The organism is Cupriavidus sp. AU9028 (assembly GCF_019795295.1).
In the GTDB taxonomy this organism is placed as follows: domain Bacteria; phylum Pseudomonadota; class Gammaproteobacteria; order Burkholderiales; family Burkholderiaceae; genus Cupriavidus.
Map to the genome: position 1 here is coordinate 117,706 of NZ_JAIMCG010000001.1, position 20,913 is coordinate 138,618.

Sequence of the window (20,913 nt, forward strand, 5' to 3'; positions counted from 1 at the left end):
TAACGGAACGTGCCATCTTCCGGGTTTTCTGAAACAATACCAATCCGTATCTGCCCTAGGTGCTCCGGAGACCGCACCAGCCCCCCTTCCGGCAATACAACGACAACACCAATCCGCCGATGTCCCCAGCCTTGCTGATGGTGCCGGATTTCAGCCTGATCCTGATCGGCTGGCTCCTGGTGCGCTACACCTCGTTCGATCGCACCTTCTGGTCCGGCGTCGAGCGCCTCGTCTACTTCGTGCTGTTCCCGATGCTGCTGCTGCAGGCAACCAACAGCGCGGTGTTCGAGTTTTCCAGCACCTCGACCATGCTCGCCCTGGCCATCGGCACCACGCTGTTCGGCATGGCCGCGGGCTATGCAGTCAAGTGGGTGCTGCGGCCCAACCCGATCGACTTTGCGTCCGGGCTGCAGACCGCGTTCCGCTTCAATTCCTATATCGCGCTGGCGCTGGCCGCGCGCCTGGGCGGCGGCGAGGGACTGGCCATGATGGCGGTCATCGTCGGCTGCGTGGTGCCGATGTGCAATGTCGCGGCGGTCTGGTCGCTGGCGCGCCATGGCGAAGTCAGCGTGTGGCGCGAGCTGGCCCGCAATCCGTTGATCCTGGCCACGGTGACCGGGCTGGTCACCAATCTGCTGGGCCTGCATCCGCCCGAGGTGGTCGCCATGACGATGAGCCGGCTGGGCTCGGCTGCCACCGCGCTCGGGCTGATGACGGTGGGGGCGGGCCTGCAGATGCAGGGCGCGTCCGGTACGGCGGGCATGGTGGCGTGGTGGACCGGGGTCAAGCTGATCGCGATGCCGGCGGTCGCCTGGCTGGTGGGCCGCCAGTTGCCGCTGTCGCCGCTGCAATTGCAGATCGCCGTGCTGTACGCCGCGATGCCGACCGCGTCCAGCGCCTACATCCTGGCGGTGCGCATGGGAGGCAACGGTCCGATGGTGGCCGCCGCCATCTCCATCATGACGGTTGGCGCGATCCTCACCGCGCCGCTGTGGTACGCGCTGGTCAGCTGAGCGCGGCCGGCGTGCGCTGCTGCGCGAGCGCCCATTCGACGTGCTCGCGCACCAGCGGCGAAGGATCTGCCTGGCGCGCCTGCAGCGCGGCGCGGATGCGCTGCGCCGCCGGACCCTGCGCGTCCCGCAGGGCATTGCCCAGTCCCACAGCCAGGTTGCGCAGCCAGCGTTCGTGGCCGATCCGGCGGATCGGGCTGCCTTCGAGGCGCTGGTTGAATTCCTGCTCCGTCCAGCCGAACAGCGTCACCATGTCGGGCGCGTCCAGCTTGTTGCGCACGTCGAAGTCAGGCAGCGTCGCGCGCTGCGCGAACTTGTTCCATGGACAGGCCAGCTGGCAGTCGTCGCAGCCATAGACGCGGTTGCCCATCGGCGCGCGCAAGGGCTCGGGAATCGCGCCCTTGTACTCGATGGTGAGGTACGAGATGCAGCGCCGCGCATCGAGCTGGTAGGGCGCGACGATGGCGCCGGTGGGGCAGACATCGATGCAGCGCCGGCACTGTCCGCAATGCGCGGAGGCGGGCGGATCGGCGGGCAGCGGCACATCGATCAGGATTTCGCCAAGGAAGAACAGCGAGCCGGCGGCGCGATCGAGCAGCAGCGTATGCTTGCCGCGCCAGCCCAGTCCGCCCTGGCTGGCCAGCGCCACCTCCATGACCGGGGCCGAGTCGGTGAACACGCGGTAGCCGAACGGCCCGATCTCGTTGGCGATGCGCGTGGCCAGCTGCTGCAGCCGCGCGCGCAGGACCTTGTGATAGTCGCGGCCGCGGGCATAGACCGAGATGACAGCGGGTACGTCGTCGCCCTGACCTGTGCCGGTACTGGTGTCGGGATCGAGCCGCGCCAGTTCGCGCTGGCGCCAGTCGGCGGGCATGCTGGCGGGCAGGTAAGGCATGCGAGCGACGATGGCACGCACCGTGCCCGGCACCAATTCCGCCGGCCGGGCACGCTTCAGGCCATGGTTCGCCATATAATCCATGTCGCCGTGAAAGCCCTTCTCGAGCCAGGCCATCAGGCCGGCTTCGGCATGGCGCAGATCCACATCGGCGATACGGATGTCGTCGAACCCCAGCTCGGCGCCCCACGCGCGAATACGCTCGACCAACGCCGCCGGCTCGTAGACGCGAGTCGGCGATGCGGCCTCCGGTGCGGGGACGGCGGGCGGTTGCGCAGGGCCGGGTGCCTGCGGGGCGGACGAGGTGACGGCGCACGCCGTGCCCGGGCTGTCCGCCTCTGCCCTTGCTGCTGGGTCGATCATCCCCGAATTGTACGCAATGCCTCTGCTCGAAGAACGCACATTGATCCTGCCGGACGAAAGCGCGACCGACCGCCTCGGCGCGGCGCTGGCCGCCGTCGTGCGTGCGCTGCCGCCGCAGACCGTGCATGTGCAGCTGTCCGGCGACCTCGGCGCGGGCAAGACCACGCTGTCGCGCGCGATCCTGCGCGCGCTAGGCCATGCCGGCAAGGTCCGCAGTCCGACCTACACGCTGTGCGAGCCATACGAGGTCGCCCGTGCCGATGGCTCGCCCCTGACTGTCTATCACTTCGATCTCTACCGCTTCGCCGATCCGGAGGAATGGCTGGACGCGGGCTTTCGCGACTGCTTTGCCGAGCCGGCCTTCAATCTGGTCGAGTGGCCGGAGAAAGCCGGCAAGCTGCTCGGGGAACCCGATCTGCACCTGTTGCTCCAATCGGACACCGCGACTGACGACGAGGCCTTCCAGCGGCGCGTCGCCGCCCTGCGGGCCTATACTCCAACCGGAATTTCTCTGCTGCACGCATGCTGATCAAGCGAATCGACACCGACCGACCCGACGAACGGACGCTCGCCCGGCGCAAATGGATGGCGCAATGCCTCAAGGCCGGCGCTGGCACGGTGGTGTTGACGCTCGCCGGACCGCAGATTGCCCGTGGCGCGGGCATCATCGCCGTGCGGGTGTGGCCGGCCGAGGACTATACGCGCGTCACAATCGAGTCCGATGCGCAGCTGGCCGCCGTCCATACCATGGTGCGCAACCCGGACCGTCTGGTGGTCGATATCGACGGGCTGGAACTGTCGCCGACCCTGCGCGAGCTGGTGGCCAAGATCACGCCGAACGATCCGTATATCCAGGCGGTTCGCGTCGGCCAGAACCGCCCGCATGTGGTTCGCCTGGTGTTCGACCTGAAGGAGGACGTCGCGCCGCAGGTCTTCACGCTCAAGCCGATCGGCAGCTACCGCGACCGGCTGGTGTTCGATCTGTATCCGGTCAATCCGCCCGATCCGCTGTGGAAGCTGGTGCGCGAGACCGAGGACAAGCAGCGCCGCTTCGCCGCCTCGCCATCGACGGGCACCGCCGACAGCGTCGCGGGGGCTCCCTCGACCAGCGAAGAGGACGCGATCGCCGCGCTGGTGCGCCAGTTCGAGCAGCAGGCGGGGGCCGCGCCGGCGGTGCCGCCGCCTGCGGTCGCCGCTCGCCCGAAGGCGCCGGAGACGGCCCCGGGTAAATCCGCCAAGCCCCCCGCGCCCCCTGCCGAGCCGCCGGTGGCGCAAGACAGCCGGCCCTCGGCACCAGCGCCGAAGATGCGCCGCCTGCTGACGGTGGCGATCGATCCGGGCCATGGTGGCGAGGACCCGGGCGCCATCGGCGCCGCCGGGTCGCGCGAGAAGGACGTGGTGCTCAAGATCGCCAAGCGGCTGCGCGACAAGATCGACGCGCAGCCCAATATGCGGGCGATGATGACGCGCGATGCGGATTTCTTCGTGCCGCTGAACGTGCGGGTGCAGAAGGCCCGTCGCGTCAACGCCGACCTGTTCGTGTCGATCCACGCCGACGCCTTCGTCAAGCCGGAAGCGCGTGGCGCATCGGTATTCGCGCTGTCCGAGCGCGGCGCGTCCAGTTCCGCGGCGCGGTGGCTGGCGAACAAGGAGAACGCGGCCGATCTGATTGGCGGTGTCAATGTGGGCAGCAAGGACGCGCAGGTGGCGCGGGTGCTGCTGGACCTGTCCACCACGGCGCAGATCAACGACAGCCTGCAGGTCGGCAAGTCGGTGCTGTCGGAGATCGGCGGCATGCACCGCCTGCACAAGGCCCACGTCGAGCAGGCCGGGTTTGCGGTGCTGAAGGCGCCGGACATTCCGTCGATCCTGATCGAGACCGCCTTCATCAGCAATCCCGAGGAAGAGCGCAAGCTCAACGATGACGCGCATCAGGAACAGCTGGCCAACGCGATCCTGCGCGGCATCCGGGCTTACTTCGCGCGCAATCCGCCCTTGTCGCGCAATCCGTCCGTCTGACAAGAAAACGCCCGCGCATGCCGCAGGCAGTTGAACGGGCGACGCCGTCGTCCCCGCGAAGGCGGGGATCCGGTGGCTTTCGAAGACGCTGGACTCCCGCTTTCGCGGGACCGACACGGTGGCGGTTCAAGCGCTGCCGGCAATCCGACCCCTGCGATCCCGCAGGGGTTTTTTCATTGCACCGTCGATATTCCGCTCAGGCACGGGCTGCCGCGACTTGCGGCACCTCGGCGCGGGCGGCGTAGCGCGACGCCATTACCGAGCAGACGATCAGCTGCAGCTGGTGGTAGACCATGGTCGGCAACACCAGCAGACCCAGCGCCGGGTGGCCGGCAAACAGGATCTTGGCCATCGGGATGCCGTTGGCCAGGCTCTTCTTCGAGCCGCAGAAGACCGCGGTGATCTCGTCTTCCACCGAGAAGCCCAGGCGCCGGGCCAGCACGGTGGTGGTGGCGAGAATCACGAACAGCATCACCGCCGCGATGCCCATGACCGCGCCAATGGTCTGCCAGCTGTACTGGTGCCACAGCCCGGCCGCGGTGGCGTCGCAGAACGACGAGTAGACGATCAGCACGATCACGCCGCGGTCGATCCTGGTGGTGATCTTCTTGCGGCTGGCGAGCCAGTTGCCGATCATCGGGCGGGCCAGCTGGCCCAGCGCGAACGGCAGCAACAGCTGCAGCGCGACGCCCATCAGCGCCTTGCCCAGCGGCATCGAGGCACCGCTGGCGCTGATCACCAGACCCATCAGCAGCGGCGTCAGTGCCATGCCGATCAGCCCCGAGATGGTGGCGTTGAAGATCGCGCCCGGCACGTTGCCGCGCGCCATCGAGGTCATGGCTACGGACGACGACACGGTCGACGGCAGCGCGCACAGGAAGAACACGCCCAGCAGCAGCTCGTTGGGCAGCTGGCCGCGCAGCGAGAACATCAGCGCGGCACCGACCAGCGGGAACACGACATAGGTGAACACCTGCACGAAAGTGTGCAGGCGCCAGTGGCGCGCGCCGGCCACCAGCTTGTCGCGCGAAAGGGCGGCGCCGTGCAGGAAGAACACCAGCGCCACGCCGAGGCTGGTGACCAGGCCCAGATGCAGCGGGCCCTGGCTGGTGCCGATCGACGGCGCGAGCAGTGCCACGCCGATGGCGGCCAGCATGATCAGCACGAAGCCGTCGATCAGGTCGTAGAGTTTCTTGAAGGGAGAAAGCAGGGAAGTCATGACAGCGGAAACCAGGCAAGGGCCGGTATCAGGGTTAATACCGGGTTGGACGTATTGGACTCCGCCGCCCGCTAGAATGCAAATTCATTTATCGAATCGATCTATCTCGATAGCGCATGAATTACACCCTGCGACAGTTGCGCGTGTTCCTCGCCGTCGCCGCGCACGGCAGCTTCAGCCGGGCCGCCGATGCCATCGGGCTGACCCAGTCCGCGGTCAGCCGCGGTGTCGCCGAGCTGGAGGAGGCGCTGGGGCTGCGGCTGCTGGACCGCACCACCCGCGAGGTGGTGCTGACCGATGCCGGCCAGACGCTGGCGCCGGCGCTGGAGCGCCTGCTGGGCCAGCTCGACGACACGCTGGAGGAAACGCGCCAGCTGGGCGAGCGCTACCGGGGCCGCGTGGTGATTGCCAGCGCGCCGACCATCTCGGCGCGGCTGATGCCGCTATGCGTGGCCGAATGCGCGCGGCGCTATCCGGAGGTCCGGCTGTCGGTGCGCGACAACGTGCAGGCGGACGGCCTGGAGCAGGTGCGGGCCGGCGCGGTGGACTTCGGCGTGCTGATCGACCCGGTCGGCCCCGAGGACTTGGAGACAGTGGTGATCGGCACCGATCCGTTCTGCTTCATCTGCCGCGAGGACGATGCGCTGGCTCGCCGCGACGCCGTGCCCTGGGCGGCGCTGCAGGCGGTGCCGCTGGTATTGCTCGACTCTGCCTCCGGCAGCCGGCCGCTGATCGACGGCATTTTCGCCCGGCATGGCGTGACGCCGCTGGTCGCGCAGGAACTGGGGCATTCGGCCAGCGTTTTCGGCATGGTGGAAGCCGGAATCGGCGCGGCGGTGCTGCCCTCGTTCTCGCTGCCATTGCCCGCCGGTTCGCGGCTGACCTGGCGCCCGCTGGTGCCGCGGCAGGAGCGGCGTATCGTGATGGTACGGCGGCAGGACCGCTCGCTGTCTCCTGCCGCTGCCGCGGTCTGGGACCTGTTGCGCACGCTCGAGGTGGGCGCGGACGGCAAGCCGGCGGCCGGTGTTCCAGCGCCGCCGTCCGCCGGGTGTTGAGAGGCCCGGCTACTCCCCCATCGCCACGCCTTCGCGGCGGGGATCGGCGCCGCCGAACCAGGCCGGACGCCCGTCCACGGTCACGCGCATGATGCCCTGCAGGCCGGAGGTCTGCTCCATCAACCGGATGTCGTGCCCACGCGCCTTCAGGCCCTGCACCAGTGCCTCGGACACGCGGCCCTGCTCCAGCTCGGTCGGGCCATTGCGTGAGCCGACATTGGGCAGCGCGATTGCCTGCTGCAGGTCGAGCTTCCAGTCCAGCGTGCCGACCAGCGCCTTGCCGACGTAGTTGATGATGGCCGAGCCGCCCGGCGAGCCCAGCGTCATTACCAGCTCGCGCGTGCCGCGCTCGAATACCAGCGTCGGCGCCATCGACGAGCGGGGCCGCTTGCCCGGCTGCACGCGATTGGCGACCGGTTGCCCGTTCTCCTCGGCGACGAAGGAAAAGTCGGTCAGCTGGTTGTTCAGCAGGAAGCCGCGCACCATCTGGCGCGAGCCGAACTGATGCTCGATGCTGGTGGTCATCGAAATGGCGTTGCCGTAGCGGTCTACCACGGACAGGTGCGAGGTCGACGGCAGCTCGGGCGAGCGGTCGTCCGCCATCGCCAGCGTCACGCCCGCGGGCGTGCCGGGCTGGGCGACGCCGATGCTGCGCTCGCCGATGGCGGCCGCCCGTTTGGCCAGGTAGGCCGGATCCACCAGGCTGCGCCAGCTGCCACCGGGCAGCGGCACGAAGTCGGTGTCGGCAACATAGCGGGCGCGGTCGGCATACGCCAGCCGGCCCACTTCGCTGAACAGGTGCGCGCCCTGCACCGAGGGCTCGAGCCGACCGTCGCGCTCGGCGGGGGTCGCCCTGGCGATGTCGGTCGCGGGCATGGCGGCCAGCATGCCGAGCATCTGCGCGATGGCGATGCCGCCGGAGGAGGGCGGCGGCATGCCGCAGACGGTCCAGCGCCGGTAATCGGTACAAATGGGCTCGCGCACCCTGGCCTGGTATGCCGCCAGGTCGCTGGCGCGCAGGCGGCCCGGATTGGTCGGGTGCGCGCGCACTTTCGCTTCGATGTCGCGCGCGATCTGGCCGCGATAGAAGGCGTCGGCGCCGCCGGCGGCGACCTCGCGCAGCACCGCCGCGAACTCGGGATTGCGCAACACCGTGCCGGCCGGCTTCGGTTTGCCATCCGGCAGATAGAAGTAGGCGCGCGCGGCCGGGTCGGATGCCAGGTCGGGGTCCTCGGCCAGTACCGCCGCCAGTCGCGGGCTGATCGCGAAGCCCTGCTGCGCCAGCCGGATCGCCGGCTCGAACAGCCGCGCCCAGGGCAGCCTGCCATGCTGGCGGTGCGCCAGCTCCAGCATGCGCAGCACGCCGGGCACGCCGACCGAGCGGCCGCCGACCAGCGCCTGGCGGAACGGCAAGGCCTTGCCATCCGGTCCCAGGAACAGCCGTTCGTCGGCGGCGGCCGGAGCGGTTTCCCGCCCATCGTAGGCAAGCACCTGCTTGCCGTCCGAATGCAGCAGGAAGGCGCCGCCGCCGATGCCGGACGAGTTCGGCTCGACCAGATTGAGCACCATCTGCGTGGCGATGGCCGCGTCGATGGCCGAGCCGCCCGCCTTCAGGATGTCGTAGCCGGCCTGCGTCGCCAGCGGATTGGCGGCGGCAACCATGAAGGAATGCGCGATCCAGCCTGGCTTGTCGGTCCAGCCCGAGGCGGCCTCCGGCGCTACCGGCAGCGGGCCGGCGCTGTCGCCAGGGGCGGCGCACGCGGCCAGCAGCAGGCTGGCACCGGCCAGCAGCAGCGCCAGCCTGCCTTGCAGGCGAGCGCCGGACGGTGTCGAGGAAGCGGCTGAAAGCCTCATGCGCATCTCCTTCTTGTTGTGCGGCGTTCGAGGGGGCTTGCGTCGGGACCTTACTTCGGCTGCATCCGGATCGCGCCATCGAGCCGGATCACCTCGCCGTTCAGCATGGTGTTCTCGATGATCGCGCGCGCCAGCTGCGCGTACTCCTCGGGCCGGCCCAGCCGCGGCGGGAACGGTACCATGCGGCCCAGCGCGTCCTGCACTTCCTGTGGCATGCCAAGCAGCATCGGCGTCTCGAAGATGCCCGGCGCGATGGTCATGCAGCGGACGCCGTCGCGTGACAGGTCGCGGGCGATCGCCAGCGTCATGCCGACCACGCCGCCCTTCGATGCCGCGTAGGCTGCCTGGCCGATCTGGCCGTCGAAGGCTGCCACCGAAGCGGTATTGACGATGACGCCGCGCTCGCCCGCGGCATCCGGCTGGTTCTGCACCATCGCCGCGGCGGCGAGCCGGATCATGTTGAAGGTGCCGATCAGGTTGATGCGGATGGTCTTTTCAAAGGCGTCGAGCGGATGCGGTCCGTTCTTGCCGACCGTCTTGTTGGCGGTGGCGATGCCGGCGCAGTTGATCAGGCCCGACAGGCGCCCCAGCGCCGTCGCCGCCGCGACGGCCGCCTGGCCGTCCGCTTCGGAGGTGACATCGCAACGCACGAAGCGGCCGCCAAGCTCGCCGGCGAGCCGGTTGCCGCTTTCCTCGTTCAGGTCGGCGATCACCACCTTGCCGCCCGCTGCCGCAAGCATGCGGGCGGTGCCAGCGCCCAGGCCGGACGCGCCGCCGGTGACGAGAAATACGTTGTGCTGGATTTCCATGGGTGTCTTCCTCCTCGGGGGCGCCGTCCCGGTGGGCGTCGCCGTCAATGGGTTGCCTCGGTCTTTGCGACTGACGTTGACGTAAACGTAAATCGCTGCGGCTATTGTAAGGATCGGCGGGAAGGGCGCAAGGGCGCAAAGGGTAAAAAGGGGGGACGCGGACAGAACGGCGCGAACTCAGCGGATGGGCAAAGCGGAGCGCCAGAACGACGAAGGGCGGCCTGTCGGGCCGCCCTTCATGCAATGCCGGTTGCTGCGTCCCGCGCGGGACGGCAGGACCTTACTTCAACGCTTCGAACACGCGTGCGGTGATCTCGTCGACCGTGCCCAGGCCGCTGATCTTGCGATAGCGGGGCGGCGTGACCTTGGCGGCGGGATCGCCCTTGTTCGCCCAGTCCGAGTAGTAGTCGACCAGCGGACGGGTTTGCTGCGAATAGACGTCCAGGCGCTTGCGCACCGTTTCCTCGCGGTCGTCGTCGCGCTGGATCAGCGCTTCGCCGGTTTCGTCATCGACGCCTTCGGCCTTGGGCGGGTTGTACTTGACGTGATAGGTGCGACCCGAGGCGGCGTGCACGCGGCGGCCGCTCATCCGTTCGATGATCGCGTCGAAGGGGACGTCGATCTCCAGCACGTAGTCGATCTGCACGGCGGCTTCCTTCATCGCCTCTGCCTGCGGAATCGTGCGCGGAAAGCCGTCGAACAGATAGCCGTTGCGGCAATCGTCCTGGGCCAGCCGGTCACGCACCAGGCCGATGATGATGTCGTCCGATACCAGACCGCCCGCGTCCATCACCTTCTTGGCTTCCACGCCCAGCGGGGTGCCCGCCTTGACCGCGGCGCGCAGCATGTCGCCGGTGGAGATTTGCGGGATGCCAAACTTCTCACAGATGAACTTGGCTTGCGTGCCTTTGCCGGCGCCGGGCGCGCCCAACAGGATCAAACGCATTTACGGGTCCTCAGAGTTTTGAATTCTGTACGGAGGGGAGGAAGGAGGGTACCGCCGGAACTTGACGCGAGGCTGACTGGAACACGGGCCGCTTGATGGGCCCGGCAGCGCGCCGGCGGCTGGTCACTGGCTTCGACCGGTGTCGGCGTCGCGGGCATGCAGTGGCATGGGCGCGCGCCGGACGGCTCTTTCTTCATCTCCCCACCGAGCTCGTGCTGTCGTTCGCGATGAAGCGGGCGACAACGGCTCTTTTATTGTTGTGCATTATGCCACGAGGGCGAAGGGCTTCGGCTCGCGACAGCACTCAGCCGTCGGTGCCCAGCATGCCTTCGGCCCACAGGTGACGCACCCGTTCGAGGTCGGCCGGGGTGTCGACGCCGGGCGCGGGCGCACCGCTGGTGAGCAGCACGGCAATCCGTTCGCCATGCCACATTGCCCGCAGCTGTTCGAGCGCCTCGACCTGCTCGATCGGCGCCGGTTCCATGGTCGGGAAGCGCAGCAGGAAGTCGGCGCGATATGCGTACAGGCCGATATGGCGCAGCACCGGCATGGCGGGCAGCCCGACCGCCGCGCCGGCGGCCGGCATGCGTGGCACGTCGGCCCACTCGTCGCGCCACCAGGGAATCGGCGCGCGGGAGAAATACAGCGCGCGTCCGGCACGGTCCAGTACCACCTTGACCACGTTCGGATTGAAGACCTCGTCGGCGCCGGTCAGGGGATGGGCGGCGGTGGCGATCGCGCAGTCCGCGCGGTCGGCCAGGTGCTGTGCGACCTGGTCGATCAGTTCGGGCTCGATCAGCGGTTCGTCGCCCTGCACGTTCACCACGATCTGGTCGGGGGCAAGGCCGAGTTGCGCGGCGATCTCGGCGAGGCGGTCGGTACCGGACGGATGATCGGCCCGCGTCAGCAGGGCCTCTACGCCGTGTGCGGCGCAGGCGGCGGCGACGCTGTCGGCATCGGTGGCGACGACCACCCGCGATGCCGACGAGGCGCGCGCCCGTTCGGCCACGCGCACCACCATCGGCTTGCCGGCGATCTCGGCCAGCGGCTTGTTGGGCAGGCGCGTCGACGCCAGGCGAGCGGGAATGACGACGGTGAAGGCGGGTAGTGGCATCGGGGGCGTTCAGTGGGGCAGAAGTTCGGGCAGGCCCTTGGTGTTCGTCGTTGCCTGCCTTGCGGCAGAGGGCCGGGGAGAGGGAGCGGTGGACTGGACGTCAGGGTCGGTCAATCGCCCGTTGCCCTCTCCCCCGGCCCCTCTCCCGCAAGCGGGCGAGGGGAGCAAACCGGCAGTGGGGTCAGGCCGGCTCGATCGGGCGGCCGGCTACAGTTTGCCGGGCCTCGTCGGCCAGCATCACCGGAATGCCGTCGCGGATCGGGTAGGCCAGCTTGTCGACGTGGCAGATCAGTTCCTGTGCCTGGCGGTCGTGTTGCAACTTGCCCTTGCACAGCGGGCAAACGAGGATTTCAAGCAGCCGGTTGTCCATCTTGGCGTTCCTTCTGTTCATTGGCGGCGGCCGCTGCGGCGGCGCCGGCGGCAGCGGTCGGCGCGGCCTGGCAGCGCGCAACGACGGTGCGGCGGATTTTCTCGATCAGGCCCGGATCGATTACGGGCAGCGTGGGCACTACCCAGATGCGCGGGTCCAGCGGTGCGGGGAGTCGTTCACATTTTACGGCATCCTTCTCGGTGATCAGGATCACCTCGGCCGCTTCCGCGGCGGCATGGCCAATGAACGGGTTGTCGGCGAAGTCGTAATGGTCGGGCAGCGGCAGCGTCTCGACGGTCAGCCCCGCCTCCCGCAGGCTGGCGAAGAAGCGCCCCGGATTGCCGATGCCGGCGGCGGCCAGCACCTTGCGCCCGGCGAAGGTGGAGAGCGGCCGCACCAGCGCAGGGTCGGCAAGCTGCCAGGCATCGTCCAGCTCCAGGCGCATGCCGAACGTGTCCGGCTGGTCGGGCGAGGGGCGGAAGAACGGATCGTTGATCAGCGTCGCGTCGCGCGGCCGGGACAACGGTTCGCGCAGCGGGCCGGCCGGCAGCAGCCAGCCATTGCCGCCCATGCGGCCGTCGAACAGCACGATCTCGAAATCGCGCTGCAGCCGGTAGTGCTGCAGGCCGTCGTCGAGCAGCAGCACGTTGATGCCGGGGTGCGAAACCAGCATTGCCTGCGCGCACAGCGCGCGGTCGGGATAGACCCAGACCGGCACGTCGGTAGAGCGGGCGATCAGCAGCGGCTCATCGCCGACTTCGTCCGCGCGCGCGCCGGGCTGCACGCGGCGGGGCCGGGTCAGCGTCGCGCCGTAGCCGCGCGACACCACGCCGGGGCGCAGGCCGACCGCGGCCAGCGCGTGCGCGAGCGCGATCACGGCCGGCGTCTTGCCGGTACCGCCGACAGTCACGTTGCCGACCACGATCACCGGCATCGGCAGACGGGTGGAGGCGAACCAGCCACGGCGGTAGGCCAGGCGCCGCAGCGCCGCGATGGCGCCGAACAGCCACGAGAACGGCAGCATCAGCCAGGCGAACCAGCCGCGGTGCTGCCATTGGCGGGTAATGAAATCGGTCAGGGCGTGGCGGGGAGCGGGCATGGATTCAGAACGTCGGGGCTCCGGCAGATGCCGCGAACCGGCTGCCGTGTTGCGGGAGCGCAGGGCACCAGCCCAGGGCAGGAGTGCAGCAGGTGCAGGGAGCTGCCTGCATTATGGGTGCGCCTCGCTGCATGGGGCAAGGCCGGTTCCCGGCGGCGTCAGCGCGGCGATCCGCCGCGCGTGGCAAAGGTGAGCCGGGACAGGCCAGCGAGCCGGGCGGCTTCCATCACATTGACGACCGACTGATGCGAGGCCTGCGCATCGGCATGGATGACGACCGCCGGCGCTTCGCCCTGCGCCGGCGACAGCGCGCGCAAGCGGGCCGTCAGCGCGGCGACATCGGGGGCCTCGAAGGTGTCGCGCTGGATCGCCACTGTTCCCTTGGCCGACACCGATACGACGATGGGCTCGGGCTGGCGTTGCGGCTCCTGCGCGTTGGCGAACGGCAGTGCAATGCGCAACTCGGTATGGCGCGCATAGGTGGTCGTGATCATCAGGAAGATCAGGATCACCAGCAGCACGTCGATCAGCGGGATCAGGTTGATCTCCGGCTCGTCGCGGCGCTGTCTTGGGCGGAATTGCATGAGCGGGCGCGCCTCAGGACTGCGCGGGGTGGCCGAGGATGGCGTCGAGGAAGGCAGCCGCGCGTGCTTCCAGTTCGGTGACGTAGTCGTCCACGCGCCGACGGAAGTAGCGCCAGAAGATCAGCGCCGGGATGGCGACGATCAGGCCGAAGGCAGTGTTGTACAGCGCGACGGAAATGCCGTGCGCCAGCTGCTCGGGATTGGCGCCGGTACCGCCCTGGCTGCCGAAGATCTCGATCATGCCGATCACCGTGCCGAGCAGGCCGAGCAGCGGCGCGGCGGAGGCGATCGTGCCCAGCGCGTTCAGGTAGCGCTCGAGTTCATGGGCGACGGCGCGGCCGGTATCCTCGACCGCCTCGCGTGCCGCCGCGCGCGCGGGCGCTGCCCCGCCGCCGCTGTGGCGCATGGCCTGGCGAATCGCGGTTGCCAGCACCTTGCCCAGCGGCGAGCCGCGATGCAGGGAATCGATCGCATCGGGCGTGGCGCGCCGCTGGCGCACCGCGGCGATGGCCTCTTCATAGACGCCCGCCGGCAGCACCCGCGAGCGGCGCAGCGTCAGCAGGCGCTCGACGATCAGCGCGAGGGCAATGATGGAGGCGGCAAGCAGCGGCCAGATGGGCCAGCCGGCCGCTTCGATGATGGATAGCACGAGTAGGAAGACCTTGGCGCGAGTGGCGGGTGGACGGACTGACAACGGCAGCCGGCTGTCCCCGGAAAAAAGCAGGCGCCACTCTAGCGTGCCGATGCGGGACCGGCAAGCACGGGGCAGGGGCGGCGGGGAAGATCGCGCAGCGTCGGTCGGTGCGGGCGGCCACGGAGGCGCTTTCCACATGTGACCGGGACAGCATTGTGGAACGGTTGTGGACAGCCGTCGGACAGCGGCGCCAAGCCCTTGATCGGAAAGGACTTTGCTCCCTCTGCCTAAAAAACGGGCAGCATGGTCGGGGCGGGCCTGTATGCGTTCCGGCGTCGTCCCGGACCGCGTGCAGGGGGACCAGGGAGCGGGACAACCGGGGGAAAACCGCCAGCACGCCCGGTTTTTCCACAGGCGGCAAGGACAGTGCTGTGGAGGGGGTGTGGAAAGCCGCCTGACAAGCGCCGCAACTCGTTGATCCATAACGCGAAATGCGTCCCTGCTCAAAATTTGTGCAAATGCGCCGGGTCGCCGGAAAGTGGGTCGGCCGGCCTGGCAATGCGCAAAAGTACACGCGGCGGGCTGTCGCGCCGTGCACAACGCTGTTGAGAAGTTGTGGACAGGTGGGGATAACATGGCGGAACGCCGCAGCACATGCCGCTTGTTGCTATCGAAACCAATCATCGTATAGAAATTTCGCATGGTGGCATCCGAAGAGACGCCGCTCGACAGATGTCGAAAGTGCACAGTGGGCGCGGATCGGAATGGCGCAGGTGAAGAAATGTGCGCTCCAAGTGGCACTTCCACGGTGCCCGGCGCTGCCGCAGTTGTCCAGAGTTCTTGTGGATAACTTTGTGAACAAGCGGGGGCCCATCCGGGGTAAGTCTTTGACGCGTAAGAGAAATTCTTACATTGCTTAAAAAGTGATGCCGGCGAAAGACATTAATAATCAACGACTTGTGTCAAGCCCCCCGAGTAGTGCGACTTCGACGACACCCCTCGTCAAAGGACTTGACAGGGCCGGTATGCTGTGGACATGTCCACCCGACGCCGCTTCACGCCCCACCAGCCATGAGTGATTCCAACGCATTCCGTCCCGCCGCCGCGGCCTCCCGCGGACAGTCGGCCTCGCGCGACGTCATTCCCGTCGGGGAGCTGAATCATGCGATCGCCACGATGCTGGAGCGCAACTTCCCGCTGACCTGGGTGCGCGGGGAGATCTCCAACTTCACGCGGGCGGCCAGCGGCCACTGGTATTTCTCGCTGAAGGACGCGCGAGCCCAGATCCGCTGCGTGATGTTCCGCGGCCGCAACCAGTATGTCGATTTCCCTGTGCGGGAGGGCGAGGCGGTGGAGGTGCGCGCACTCGTGTCGATGTACGAGGCGCGGGGCGAGGTGCAGTTGAATGTCGAGGCGATGCGCCGGGCTGGCGTCGGCAATCTCTACGAGGCCTTCCAGCGCCTGAAGGAGAAGCTGGCGCGCGACGGTCTGTTCGATGCCGCACGCAAGCGGCCGATTCCCGAGCATCCGCGCACCATCGGCATTGTCACCTCGCTGCAGGCGGCAGCCTTGCGGGATGTGCTGACCACGTTGCGCCGGCGTGCGCCGCACGTCGACGTGATCGTCTACCCGGTTCCCGTGCAGGGCACCGGCGCCGCCGAGCGGATCGCGGCGATGCTGGACGTGGTCGGCGCGCGCGCCGAGTGCGATGTGGTGATCCTGTGCCGTGGCGGCGGCAGCATCGAGGACCTGTGGTCGTTCAACGAGGAAGTGGTGGCGCACGCGGTGTCCCGCTGCGCGCTGCCGATCGTCTGCGGCGTGGGTCATGAAACGGACTTCACCATCGCCGACTTCGTCGCCGACGTGCGCGCGCCGACGCCGACCGGCGCCGCGGAACTGGTCAGCCCGGACCGCGCGCATCTGCTGGCGCAGGCGCGCCGCGGAGGCGTGGCGCTGGCGCAGGCGATGCGCCGTCAGCTGGAGCGCCGGGCGCAGCATCTGGACTGGCTGGCGCGGCGCGTGCGCAGCCCGCAGGCGCAATTGCGCGAGCGGCGCGCACAGCTCGACTATCTGTCGCGACATTTGCGGGCTGGACTGCAGGAGTCGGTGCTGCGGCGGCGCCACCGGGTACAGGTGTTGACCATGCGCTGGCAGGCGCTGCGGCCCGATCCCGCGGCGGCGGGGCGACGGCTCGACCGTCTTGCCGTGAGGATGCAGGCCGCGCAGGAGCGGCAGCAGGAGCGCGCCGCACAGCGTCTGCAGCGGGTCGCCGGTGCGCTCGAGTTGCTGGCCCCGCAGCGAACGCTGGAACGCGGCTATGCAGTGATGCTGGACGGCCGCGGCAAGGCGGTGCGCTCGCCGTCCCAGCTACGTGCCGGCACTTCCGTCGAAGTGCACCTGGCCAGCGGCGTGGCCGACGTCGGCATTGCCTCCGTGCAGCCGAAGCTGGCCGACCTATAGTTAGCAACGTGCCGTCGCGGTGGCCGTGGGAAGTGACATCCCGAGTGCCGCCGGGCGCATACTGCCGCGCCGCGCAGGGGCATTTGCCCTCGTTTGCGCCGCTCTGGCAAGTCACCTACAATCGGTGGCTTCCCGTCCCAACAACCCACAGAGACAGAACAAATGGAACATACTCTCCCCCCGCTGCCGTATGCCTACGATGCGCTCGCCCCGCATATCTCCAAGGAGACCCTGGAGTTCCATCACGACAAGCACCACGCGGCTTACGTGACCAATCTGAACAACCTGATCAAGGGCACGGAATTCGAGAACGCGTCGCTGGAAGAGATCATCCGCAAGTCGTCGGGCGGCATCTTCAACAACGCCGCGCAGGTGTGGAACCACACCTTCTTCTGGGACTGCATGGGTCCGAACGGCGGCGGCCAGCCGACCGGCGCACTGGCTGACGCGATCAATGCCAAGTGGGGTTCGTTCGACAAGTTCAAGGAAGAGTTCACCAAGGTCGCCGTGACGACCTTCGGTTCGGGCTGGGCCTGGCTGGTCAAGAAGCCGGACGGCTCGCTGGACCTGGTGTCGACCTCGAACGCCCACACCCCGCTGACCACCGACGCCAAGCCGCTGCTGACCTGCGACGTGTGGGAGCACGCTTACTACATCGACTACCGCAATGCCCGTCCGAAGTTCGTCGAGGCCTTCTGGAACGTCGTGAACTGGGACTTCGTCAGCAAAAACTTCGCTGGCTGATCGTCCGGCCGCTGCCGCCAGCGCGGCACCGGCAACGAAAACAGGCCCTGCTTCGGAGGGCCTGTTTTTGTTTCTGCGTCCGGTATCCCTCTCTCCCGGCCCCTCTCCCCCGACCGCTCTCCCGCAAGCGGGGGAGGGGAGCCGACACGTCGCCTGGGCGCTCGGGGTTCACGTCGGTGACATATTGCCCCTGTACCCTGCCCCATCCCGGCAGGAAACCGATACAGGAGCAGGACCCATGCGCCCCGGCGACGAAGAGTTTATCCGCCGCATCCACCGTGAAGTGGCGGACCACTACGACGAGGAGCTTGAGCTCGCCATCGAGGACGACGGCTGGGAGAGCCTGTTCGGCGACAGCGGCAACGCGGGCGAGGGACATGCCACCGACGAGGAGCGCCAGGCGCGGCGCCGCTATTTCCGCGAACTGTTCCGGCTGCAGGGCGAGCTGGTCAAGCTGCAGAGCTGGGTGGTCGCGACCGGGCAGAAGGTAGTCGTGCTGTTCGAGGGCCGCGATGCGGCGGGCAAGGGCGGCGTGATCAAGCGGATCACGCAGCGGCTGAACCCGCGGGTCTGCCGCGTGGCGGCGCTGCCGGCCCCCAACGATCGCGAGCGCACGCAGTGGTACTTCCAGCGCTATGTCTCGCATCTGCCCGCGGCGGGCGAGATCGTGCTGTTCGACCGCAGCTGGTACAACCGGGCCGGCGTGGAGCGGGTGATGGGCTTCTGCACCGACGACCAGTACGAGGAGTTCTTCCGCACCGTGCCCGAGTTCGAGAAGATGCTGGTGCGCTCGGGCATCCGGCTCATCAAGTACTGGTTCTCGATCTCCGACGAGGAGCAGCACCTGCGCTTCCTGTCGCGCATCCACGATCCGCTCAAGCAGTGGAAGCTCAGCCCGATGGACCTGGAGTCGCGCCGGCGCTGGGAGGCCTATACCAAGGCCAAGGAAATCATGCTGGAGCGCACGCATATTCCCGACGCGCGCTGGTGGGTGGTGCACGCCGACGACAAGAAGACCGCACGGCTCAATTGCATCCACCATCTGCTGACGCTGATCCCGTACCGGGAGGTCGAGCATCCCGGCATCGTGCTGCCGCAGCGCGAGCGCAGTACCGACTATTTCCGCCAGCCGGTGCCCAGGGAGATGTGGGTGCCGGAGGTGTACTGAGCGTACCGAGGCCGGGCTGGACTCACTTGAAGCGCTGCAGGATCTCCAGCACCAGCAGCGTGAACAGGGTGGCGATCAGCGCGGTCATCTCGCGCCCCATGCCCGCCGCCACGCCGATGGCGGCTACCATCCAGATGCTGGCCGCGGTGGTCAGGCCCTTGATGTCGCCTTCGGCGGTCATCTTGATGATCGCACCGGCGCCAAGAAAACCGATGCCGGAGGCGATGCCCTGCAGCACGCGGCTGACGTCGTTCAGCGGCATGCCGGCCTGCAGGGGCACCAGCACGAACATGGCCGACCCCATCGCCACCAGCATATGGGTACGCAGCCCGGCGGCCTTGCCGGCCGACTCGCGCTCGTAGCCGATGATGCCGCCCAGCAGCATGGCCATGGTCAGGCGCACCAACACGCGCGTGGCTTGTTCCGGATCGGCCAGGTCGGCGAACTCGCTGCGCAGGGCAGCCAATACTCCTTCCCAGAAGTCTTCCATGTTTCCCCCGAAAACACTGTGCAATGCGCCAACGCGCGCTATGCAGTCCGGCTGGCTCGCCGTGCGCCGGCTGGGCGACTGGTGCGCCCCTGACTGTGACGTAAGCGTAGCATGGGGGTAGCGGGGGGCGCCGTCGGGGCGACGCTGACATGGCGTGGGAGAGTACGCCCGGCATGCCGGGCGTCGGCTCAGCGCCCGGTCAGCGGGCATGCCGCGGACACTCAGCGTGCCGTCAGCCGCAGCGGCTCGAGCAGCGCGGCATCGTACTGCGGACGGTCGATCCGTCCCAGCTCCAGCATGCGCAACAGGATATAGGCCTGGCGCTGGCGCGCGCGCTTCGGGTTGACCACCGGGTTGTTGGCCGAGGGCGCCTTCATCAGGCCGGCCAGCATCGCGCACTCGGCCAGCGTCAGCGCGGGCAGCTCCTTGCCGAAGTAGGTGCGGGCGGCATCGGCGAAGCCGTAGGCACCCTCGCCGAGGTAGACCTTGTTCATGTACAGCTCGAGGATCTCGTCCTTGCTGAAGGTCTCCTCGATGCGCCAGGCCAGCAGCGCCTCGTACAGCTTGCGGGTGTAGGTCTTCTCGCGCGACAGGAAGAAGTTGCGCGCCACCTGCATGGTGATGGTCGACGCGCCCTGGGACAGGTCGTCCGACAGGTTGGCCACACCCGCCCGCACCACGCCGACATAGTCGATGCCGTCATGCACGTAGAAGCGCTCGTCCTCGATGGCGATCACCGCCTCGGCGAGCGCGGGCGGCATGCGGTCCAGCGGCACGTAGCTCGGGGTTTGGCGGAAGGCGGCGATGGTATCGAGCGCAGGCAGCTGGCGGCTCGCCACCACGGCTGCCAGCGCCGCCAACAGGACGAGGCCCACCGCGGCAAGCGCGAGCAGCGTGAACAGAGTCGGCCAGAAACGTTTCATGGGGCCGTATTTTGCCACCGGCGTGTGACGTCGGCGCTGCCAGGCAAGGCGGCGGGCAGGATGCCGCTCGCTACGCCCGGCATTCGGTGCCGCGCGCCAGCAGTCCGCCGAGCAGGTCCGACTGGGTCACCAGACCCACCAGCTGACGCCGCTCGTCGACCACCGGCATCAGATGCCAGCCGCCATTGGTCATGGCTTCGGCCAGTTCGATCGCCGGCTGGTCGATGCCCGCGACCGGCACGGTACTCAGCATGACGTCGCGGATGATGCCGTCGGCGCGGCGCTTGCCCTTGGCCGGGTCGCCAAGGAAGAGGTCGGTGGTCGATACCAGCCCTACCAGGCGGCGGTCGCGCGAGGAGATCACGGGCAGGGCGCTCAGCCGGTGCCGCTGCATCAGGCGCCACGCGTCGTTCAGCCGCTGGTCGGCACGGATCGAGACGACGTCGCGCGACATGATGTCGGCGCAGCGCAGCTCGCCGAAGCGCCGGTGCCAGGCGCGCTGGCCGGCCTGCACCAGGATCTCTTCCAGATCGTCCGGTTCGATATCGATGAACTCGCCGCGCTCGGCCAGCACCGCATCCAGGTCCGCGCGGGTGATGCCGCCGCGCCGCGCCGGGGGCGGATCGCTGGTGCCGTGTCCGGGCGGGGCGATCGGGCGGTGCGGGTAGCGGCGCCCCATCAGGTTGTTCAGCGCCAGCGCGAGCAGCAGCAACAGCATCGCATTGATGGCGACCGGCACCACGGCGAAGCCGAAGCCGAGCTTCGCGATCTCGGGGCCGCCAAAGACGCCCGCCACCGCGATCGCGCCCGCCGGCGGGTGCACGCAGTGCAGCTGGAACATCAGGGCCAGCGACAACGCCACCGCGATGGCGGCAGCCAGCCCAGGAAACGGGATCCAGTGCGCGCAGGCGACGCCGATCAGCGCGGCCAGGATATTGCCGCCGATGATGGACCATGGCTGCGCCAGGGGGCTGGACGGCATGGCGAACAGCAGTACCGCGCAGGCGCCCATCGGCGCGATGAACCATGGGTTGAAGCCCGCCAGCAGATGACGGCTGATCCATTCCGTGCAGGCGATGCCGAGCAGCACGCCCAGCACGCTCTTGGCGCGCTCCAGCCGGTTGGCCGCCACCGGCATCGGTACGAAGCCGGCCAGC

Annotated in this window: 20 protein-coding genes; 7 read left to right on the top strand and 13 right to left on the bottom strand. The window is 68.4% G+C overall.

Translation table 11 applies throughout. The annotated features are described in order from the left end of the window. Window positions 1-119 precede the first annotated feature (119 nt). Window positions 120-1,013, top strand: a complete 894-nt coding sequence (locus K6V06_RS00540; protein WP_222239623.1) for an AEC family transporter — start codon at window positions 120-122, stop codon at window positions 1,011-1,013. Here K6V06_RS00540 and queG read toward each other — a convergent pair. After that, complete coding sequence (queG, locus tag K6V06_RS00545; RefSeq protein WP_222239624.1) at window positions 1,006-2,268, bottom strand: tRNA epoxyqueuosine(34) reductase QueG; 1,263 nt, start codon at window positions 2,266-2,268, stop codon at window positions 1,006-1,008. The two genes, K6V06_RS00540 and queG, sit on opposite strands and share 8 nt — an antisense overlap. 16 nt (window positions 2,269-2,284) lie before the next feature. Here queG and tsaE point away from each other — a divergent pair, with 16 nt between their 5' ends. Further along, the gene (tsaE, locus tag K6V06_RS00550; protein ID WP_222239625.1) at window positions 2,285-2,797 is read left to right on the top strand and encodes a tRNA (adenosine(37)-N6)-threonylcarbamoyltransferase complex ATPase subunit type 1 TsaE; all 513 of its coding nucleotides are present in this window, start codon (window positions 2,285-2,287) and stop codon (window positions 2,795-2,797) included. Continuing rightward, on the top strand, window positions 2,791-4,287 hold the full coding sequence (locus K6V06_RS00555) for an N-acetylmuramoyl-L-alanine amidase (protein WP_222239626.1): 1,497 nt from the start codon (window positions 2,791-2,793) through the stop codon (window positions 4,285-4,287). Before tsaE ends, K6V06_RS00555 begins: the two co-directional genes overlap by 7 nt. Before the next feature lie 196 nt (window positions 4,288-4,483). Here K6V06_RS00555 and K6V06_RS00560 read toward each other — a convergent pair whose 3' ends face one another. After that, window positions 4,484-5,506: a bile acid:sodium symporter family protein gene (locus K6V06_RS00560; RefSeq protein WP_222239627.1), complete on the bottom strand. Its 1,023-nt coding sequence runs from the start codon at window positions 5,504-5,506 to the stop codon at window positions 4,484-4,486. 116 nt (window positions 5,507-5,622) lie between these two features. Between K6V06_RS00560 and K6V06_RS00565 the strand changes: the two genes are divergently transcribed. Further along, a complete protein-coding gene (locus K6V06_RS00565) occupies window positions 5,623-6,561 on the top strand; it encodes a LysR family transcriptional regulator (RefSeq protein WP_222239628.1) in 939 nt (312 codons plus the stop codon). 9 nt (window positions 6,562-6,570) lie between these two features. Here K6V06_RS00565 and ggt read toward each other — a convergent pair whose 3' ends face one another. From ggt to K6V06_RS00605, 8 genes are all read right to left on the bottom strand, one after another. After that, window positions 6,571-8,415 (bottom strand): gamma-glutamyltransferase, encoded by a 1,845-nt coding sequence (ggt, locus tag K6V06_RS00570; RefSeq protein ID WP_255581495.1) that lies wholly within the window; start codon window positions 8,413-8,415, stop codon window positions 6,571-6,573. 50 nt (window positions 8,416-8,465) lie between these two features. Beyond that, the gene (locus K6V06_RS00575; protein WP_222239630.1) at window positions 8,466-9,224 is read right to left on the bottom strand and encodes a 3-hydroxyacyl-CoA dehydrogenase; all 759 of its coding nucleotides are present in this window, start codon (window positions 9,222-9,224) and stop codon (window positions 8,466-8,468) included. A gap of 280 nt (window positions 9,225-9,504) precedes the next feature. Then, window positions 9,505-10,170 carry an adenylate kinase gene (gene adk / locus K6V06_RS00580; RefSeq protein ID WP_222239631.1) on the bottom strand — a complete coding sequence of 222 codons (666 nt, stop codon included), beginning with the start codon at window positions 10,168-10,170 and terminating at the stop codon, window positions 9,505-9,507. Between the two features lie 304 nt (window positions 10,171-10,474). After that, window positions 10,475-11,284 (bottom strand): 3-deoxy-manno-octulosonate cytidylyltransferase, encoded by an 810-nt coding sequence (gene kdsB / locus K6V06_RS00585; RefSeq protein WP_222239632.1) that lies wholly within the window; start codon window positions 11,282-11,284, stop codon window positions 10,475-10,477. Window positions 11,285-11,465: 181 nt separating this feature from the next. Continuing rightward, complete coding sequence (locus K6V06_RS00590) at window positions 11,466-11,654, bottom strand: Trm112 family protein (protein WP_222239633.1); 189 nt, start codon at window positions 11,652-11,654, stop codon at window positions 11,466-11,468. Next, the gene (gene lpxK / locus K6V06_RS00595; RefSeq protein ID WP_222239634.1) at window positions 11,635-12,753 is read right to left on the bottom strand and encodes a tetraacyldisaccharide 4'-kinase; all 1,119 of its coding nucleotides are present in this window, start codon (window positions 12,751-12,753) and stop codon (window positions 11,635-11,637) included. The genes K6V06_RS00590 and lpxK overlap by 20 nt, the downstream gene beginning before the upstream one ends. 158 nt (window positions 12,754-12,911) lie before the next feature. Beyond that, window positions 12,912-13,337: a biopolymer transporter ExbD gene (locus K6V06_RS00600; RefSeq protein ID WP_222239635.1), complete on the bottom strand. Its 426-nt coding sequence runs from the start codon at window positions 13,335-13,337 to the stop codon at window positions 12,912-12,914. Between the two features lie 13 nt (window positions 13,338-13,350). Further along, on the bottom strand, window positions 13,351-13,986 hold the full coding sequence (locus K6V06_RS00605; RefSeq protein ID WP_222239636.1) for a MotA/TolQ/ExbB proton channel family protein: 636 nt from the start codon (window positions 13,984-13,986) through the stop codon (window positions 13,351-13,353). 1,056 nt (window positions 13,987-15,042) lie between these two features. Here K6V06_RS00605 and xseA point away from each other — a divergent pair. The 3 genes from xseA (at window position 15,043) to ppk2 (ending at window position 18,343) form a co-directional block, all read left to right on the top strand. Beyond that, window positions 15,043-16,431: an exodeoxyribonuclease VII large subunit gene (gene xseA / locus K6V06_RS00610; protein WP_222239637.1), complete on the top strand. Its 1,389-nt coding sequence runs from the start codon at window positions 15,043-15,045 to the stop codon at window positions 16,429-16,431. 162 nt (window positions 16,432-16,593) lie between these two features. Next, a complete protein-coding gene (locus K6V06_RS00615) occupies window positions 16,594-17,175 on the top strand; it encodes a superoxide dismutase (protein WP_222239638.1) in 582 nt (193 codons plus the stop codon). 238 nt (window positions 17,176-17,413) lie between these two features. Continuing rightward, window positions 17,414-18,343: a polyphosphate kinase 2 gene (gene ppk2 / locus K6V06_RS00620; RefSeq protein WP_222239639.1), complete on the top strand. Its 930-nt coding sequence runs from the start codon at window positions 17,414-17,416 to the stop codon at window positions 18,341-18,343. A gap of 22 nt (window positions 18,344-18,365) precedes the next feature. Here ppk2 and K6V06_RS00625 read toward each other — a convergent pair whose 3' ends face one another. From K6V06_RS00625 to K6V06_RS00635, 3 genes are all read right to left on the bottom strand, one after another. Continuing rightward, window positions 18,366-18,833 carry an MgtC/SapB family protein gene (locus K6V06_RS00625; RefSeq protein ID WP_222239640.1) on the bottom strand — a complete coding sequence of 156 codons (468 nt, stop codon included), beginning with the start codon at window positions 18,831-18,833 and terminating at the stop codon, window positions 18,366-18,368. Window positions 18,834-19,054: 221 nt separating this feature from the next. Further along, window positions 19,055-19,756, bottom strand: coding sequence for a transglycosylase domain-containing protein (locus K6V06_RS00630; RefSeq protein ID WP_222239641.1), 702 nt, complete (start codon window positions 19,754-19,756; stop codon window positions 19,055-19,057). 70 nt (window positions 19,757-19,826) lie between these two features. Then, the gene (locus K6V06_RS00635) at window positions 19,827-20,894 is read right to left on the bottom strand and encodes an HPP family protein (RefSeq protein WP_222239960.1); all 1,068 of its coding nucleotides are present in this window, start codon (window positions 20,892-20,894) and stop codon (window positions 19,827-19,829) included. Window positions 20,895-20,913 lie beyond the last annotated feature (19 nt).

What these genes read in the sequence shown, in the direction of transcription:
- K6V06_RS00540 (WP_222239623.1), top strand. Translation starts at nt 120, where the DNA reads ATGTCCCCAGCCTTGCTGATGGTGCCGGATTTCAGCCTGATCCTGATC.
- queG (WP_222239624.1), bottom strand. Translation starts at nt 2,268, where the DNA reads ATGATCGACCCAGCAGCAAGGGCAGAGGCGGACAGCCCGGGCACGGCG.
- tsaE (WP_222239625.1), top strand. Translation starts at nt 2,285, where the DNA reads ATGCCTCTGCTCGAAGAACGCACATTGATCCTGCCGGACGAAAGCGCG.
- K6V06_RS00555 (WP_222239626.1), top strand. Translation starts at nt 2,791, where the DNA reads ATGCTGATCAAGCGAATCGACACCGACCGACCCGACGAACGGACGCTC.
- K6V06_RS00560 (WP_222239627.1), bottom strand. Translation starts at nt 5,506, where the DNA reads ATGACTTCCCTGCTTTCTCCCTTCAAGAAACTCTACGACCTGATCGAC.
- K6V06_RS00565 (WP_222239628.1), top strand. Translation starts at nt 5,623, where the DNA reads ATGAATTACACCCTGCGACAGTTGCGCGTGTTCCTCGCCGTCGCCGCG.
- ggt (WP_255581495.1), bottom strand. Translation starts at nt 8,415, where the DNA reads ATGAGGCTTTCAGCCGCTTCCTCGACACCGTCCGGCGCTCGCCTGCAA.
- K6V06_RS00575 (WP_222239630.1), bottom strand. Translation starts at nt 9,224, where the DNA reads ATGGAAATCCAGCACAACGTATTTCTCGTCACCGGCGGCGCGTCCGGC.
- adk (WP_222239631.1), bottom strand. Translation starts at nt 10,170, where the DNA reads ATGCGTTTGATCCTGTTGGGCGCGCCCGGCGCCGGCAAAGGCACGCAA.
- kdsB (WP_222239632.1), bottom strand. Translation starts at nt 11,284, where the DNA reads ATGCCACTACCCGCCTTCACCGTCGTCATTCCCGCTCGCCTGGCGTCG.
- K6V06_RS00590 (WP_222239633.1), bottom strand. Translation starts at nt 11,654, where the DNA reads ATGGACAACCGGCTGCTTGAAATCCTCGTTTGCCCGCTGTGCAAGGGC.
- lpxK (WP_222239634.1), bottom strand. Translation starts at nt 12,753, where the DNA reads ATGCCCGCTCCCCGCCACGCCCTGACCGATTTCATTACCCGCCAATGG.
- K6V06_RS00600 (WP_222239635.1), bottom strand. Translation starts at nt 13,337, where the DNA reads ATGCAATTCCGCCCAAGACAGCGCCGCGACGAGCCGGAGATCAACCTG.
- xseA (WP_222239637.1), top strand. Translation starts at nt 15,043, where the DNA reads ATGAGTGATTCCAACGCATTCCGTCCCGCCGCCGCGGCCTCCCGCGGA.
- K6V06_RS00615 (WP_222239638.1), top strand. Translation starts at nt 16,594, where the DNA reads ATGGAACATACTCTCCCCCCGCTGCCGTATGCCTACGATGCGCTCGCC.
- ppk2 (WP_222239639.1), top strand. Translation starts at nt 17,414, where the DNA reads ATGCGCCCCGGCGACGAAGAGTTTATCCGCCGCATCCACCGTGAAGTG.
- K6V06_RS00625 (WP_222239640.1), bottom strand. Translation starts at nt 18,833, where the DNA reads ATGGAAGACTTCTGGGAAGGAGTATTGGCTGCCCTGCGCAGCGAGTTC.
- K6V06_RS00630 (WP_222239641.1), bottom strand. Translation starts at nt 19,756, where the DNA reads ATGAAACGTTTCTGGCCGACTCTGTTCACGCTGCTCGCGCTTGCCGCG.
- K6V06_RS00635 (WP_222239960.1), bottom strand. Translation starts at nt 20,894, where the DNA reads ATGCCGGTGGCGGCCAACCGGCTGGAGCGCGCCAAGAGCGTGCTGGGC.